Genomic DNA, 2,550 nt, shown 5'->3' with positions numbered 1-2,550 from the left:
ATTGAATCCAGCTGGACCAACGCCTTCGCGAGCAGGCTCGCTCCCACAGTGAAATTGGCAACGCATTCACTGTATCGGTCGCCAATAGGTACACGGTATCCGGCACTGCTATAGTTTTGCTTCCATCGCAAACCGAGCCGCCCCATGCCTACCGCTCCGATCCTCATCACCGGCGCAGCCCAGCGTGTCGGCCTGCACTGCGCCCGTCGGTTGCTGGAAGACGGGCAACCGGTCATCGCCACCTATCGCACCGAACGCCCGGGCGTGCAGACGCTACGCGACCTTGGAGCCACGCTGCTGTTTGCCGACTTTTCCAGTGAAGCGGGGATCCTCGCCTTCATCGCGCAACTCAAGCAGCACACCGACCAGCTACGCGCCGTAGTACATAATGCTTCGGCCTGGCTGGCCGAAACCCCAGGCGATGAGGCGGCCGCCTTCAGCGCAATGTTTGGCGTACACATGCTCGCGCCCTACCTGATCAACCTGCAGTGCGCCGAGCTGCTGCAACGCTCGGTGCCGGCCGACATCGTGCACATCAGTGATGATGTGACCCGCAAGGGCAGCAGTCGGCACATCGCCTATTGCGCCACCAAAGCCGGGCTCGAGAGCCTGACCTTGTCGTTTGCGGCAAAATACGCACCCGCCATCAAGGTCAACGGTATCGCCCCGGCCCTGCTACTGTTCAATCCCGACGACGATGCGGCCTATCGGGCCAAGGCCCTGGCCAAATCCGCGCTGGGTATCGAGCCGGGCAGTGAAGTGATCTACCAGAGCCTGCGTTATCTGTTGGACAACCCCTACGTCACCGGCACGACCCTGACCGTCAACGGTGGGCGGCACATCAAATAATCCCGTCCGAGGAAGCGCCAATGGCCCTGTCGCCGCAGCATTACCGCGAGATCCTGATCGGCCTGGGCGAAGACCCGGAACGCGAAGGCCTGCTTGATACACCGGTGCGAGCCGCCAAGGCCATGCAGTACCTTTGCCATGGTTATGAGCAGAGCATCGAACAGATCGTCAACGGCGCCCTTTTTGCCTCCGACAGCGATGAAATGGTGATCGTCGCCGACATCGAGCTCTATTCGTTGTGCGAACATCACTTGCTGCCCTTCATTGGAAAGGCCCATGTGGCTTATATTCCTACGGGCAAGGTCCTGGGGCTGTCGAAGATCGCCCGGCTGGTGGACATGTTCGCCCGTCGCCTGCAGATCCAGGAAAACCTCACCCGGCAAATCGCTGACGCGGTGCAGCAGGTCACCCAGGCCGCCGGCGTTGCCGTGGTGATCGAAGCCCAGCACATGTGCATGATGATGCGCGGTGTCGAAAAACAGAACTCGACGATGAACACCTCGGTGATGCTTGGCGCCTTTCGCGAGTCCAGCACCACGCGCCAGGAGTTCCTGCAATTGATTCGACGGAGCCAATAAATGCCACAACTTCAGCCCGCCATGGCGCGTATCAAGGTCAAGGACCTGCGCCTGCGTACGTTCATTGGCATCAACGAGGACGAGATCCTCAACAAGCAGGATGTGTTGATCAACCTGACCATCCTCTACGCAGCCCAAGAGGCAGTGCGCGACAACGACATCGACCACGCCCTGAACTACCGCACCATCACCAAGGCAATCATCGCACATGTGGAGGGCAACCGTTTCGCCTTGCTCGAACGCCTGACCCAGGAACTGCTCGACCTGGTCATGGCCAACGAATCCGTGCTGTACGCCGAAGTCGAAGTCGACAAGCCCCACGCCTTGCGCTTCGCCGAGTCCGTATCGATTACGCTCGCGGCAAGCAGGGCTACTTCGTAGCAGCCAAAAGTTTCAAGCTGTAAGCTTCAAGCCTGAACACCGCAAACCCACTTGCAGCTTGAAGCTCGCCGCTTGAAGCTGTCTCGCAGAGACTCCCATGAACGATCAACAACGCCTCGAACTCGAAGCCGCCGCCTTCCGCCGGCTGGTTGCCCATCTGGACAGCCGCAAGGATGTGCAGAACATCGACCTGATGAACCTCGCAGGCTTCTGCCGCAACTGCCTGTCGAAGTGGTACAAGGCTGCCGCCGACGAGCGTCAGATCGAGGTCAGCCTCGACGATGCCCGTGAAGTCGTCTACGGCATGCCCTATGCCGAGTGGAAAGCCCAATACCAGAAAGAAGCCAGCGCCGAACAGCAAGCGGCGTTCGCCAAAGGAACTTCCGATGCCTGACCTGAACTCCTTCCGCGCCAGCCTCAAGAGCGGCGAATACGTATTTGCCGACACCTTGGCCTTCATTGCTGCCGGCTATGACTACCAGCCCCAGGCCTTCAACAACGGTGGCGTAGACAACGCTGCCGGGCAGAACGAAGGTTCGTGCAAGACCCTCGGCCTGGCGTTGCTTGAAGGCTTGAGCGATGAAGAAGCACTCCTGGCGTTTGGCGAGCATTACCGTTCGGTACTGGCCACGCCCGAAGGCAGTGATCACGGCAATATCCGCGCGTTGATGGTCCATGGTCTCGCCGGCGTAAAATTCGAGGCGCAGCCGCTGCAACGGCGCTGACCTTCCCGCTTCTGTGG

General features: G+C 60.0%; 5 protein-coding genes. All 5 read left to right on the top strand.

The genetic code is table 11. The annotated features are described in order from the left end of the window. Nucleotides 1–144 precede the first annotated feature (144 nt). The 5 genes from folM to ACE04F_RS18010 all read left to right on the top strand — a co-directional run bounded on the left by folM (nt 145) and on the right by ACE04F_RS18010 (nt 2,533). The gene (gene folM / locus ACE04F_RS18030) at nt 145–849 is read left to right on the top strand and encodes a dihydromonapterin reductase (RefSeq protein WP_486108778.1); all 705 of its coding nucleotides are present in this window, start codon (nt 145–147) and stop codon (nt 847–849) included. A gap of 20 nt (nt 850–869) precedes the next feature. Next, nucleotides 870–1,427: a GTP cyclohydrolase I FolE gene (folE, locus tag ACE04F_RS18025; RefSeq protein ID WP_486108776.1), complete on the top strand. Its 558-nt coding sequence runs from the start codon at nt 870–872 to the stop codon at nt 1,425–1,427. Then, entirely contained in the window at nt 1,428–1,808 is a 381-nt protein-coding gene (gene folX, locus ACE04F_RS18020) for a dihydroneopterin triphosphate 2'-epimerase (RefSeq protein WP_025211888.1), read from the top strand. A 97-nt stretch (nt 1,809–1,905) separates the two neighbouring features. Further along, entirely contained in the window at nt 1,906–2,202 is a 297-nt protein-coding gene (locus ACE04F_RS18015; protein ID WP_486108774.1) for a DUF1244 domain-containing protein, read from the top strand. Next, nucleotides 2,195–2,533, top strand: a complete 339-nt coding sequence (locus tag ACE04F_RS18010) for a HopJ type III effector protein (protein WP_486108772.1) — start codon at nt 2,195–2,197, stop codon at nt 2,531–2,533. Before ACE04F_RS18015 ends, ACE04F_RS18010 begins: the two co-directional genes overlap by 8 nt. Nucleotides 2,534–2,550: the final 17 nt, after the last annotated feature.

Source organism: Pseudomonas sp. AGC41 (genome assembly GCF_057334555.1).
The sequence above is the reverse complement of the archived record's forward strand: the minus strand, read 5'-3'. Positions and strand labels throughout refer to the sequence as shown.

Excerpts from the sequence above, each read along its gene's own strand:
- folM (WP_486108778.1), top strand. The coding sequence starts at position 145 with ATGCCTACCGCTCCGATCCTCATCACCGGCGCAGCCCAGCGTGTCGGC.
- folE (WP_486108776.1), top strand. The coding sequence starts at position 870 with ATGGCCCTGTCGCCGCAGCATTACCGCGAGATCCTGATCGGCCTGGGC.
- ACE04F_RS18010 (WP_486108772.1), top strand. The coding sequence starts at position 2,195 with ATGCCTGACCTGAACTCCTTCCGCGCCAGCCTCAAGAGCGGCGAATAC.
- ACE04F_RS18015 (WP_486108774.1), top strand. The coding sequence starts at position 1,906 with ATGAACGATCAACAACGCCTCGAACTCGAAGCCGCCGCCTTCCGCCGG.
- folX (WP_025211888.1), top strand. The coding sequence starts at position 1,428 with ATGCCACAACTTCAGCCCGCCATGGCGCGTATCAAGGTCAAGGACCTG.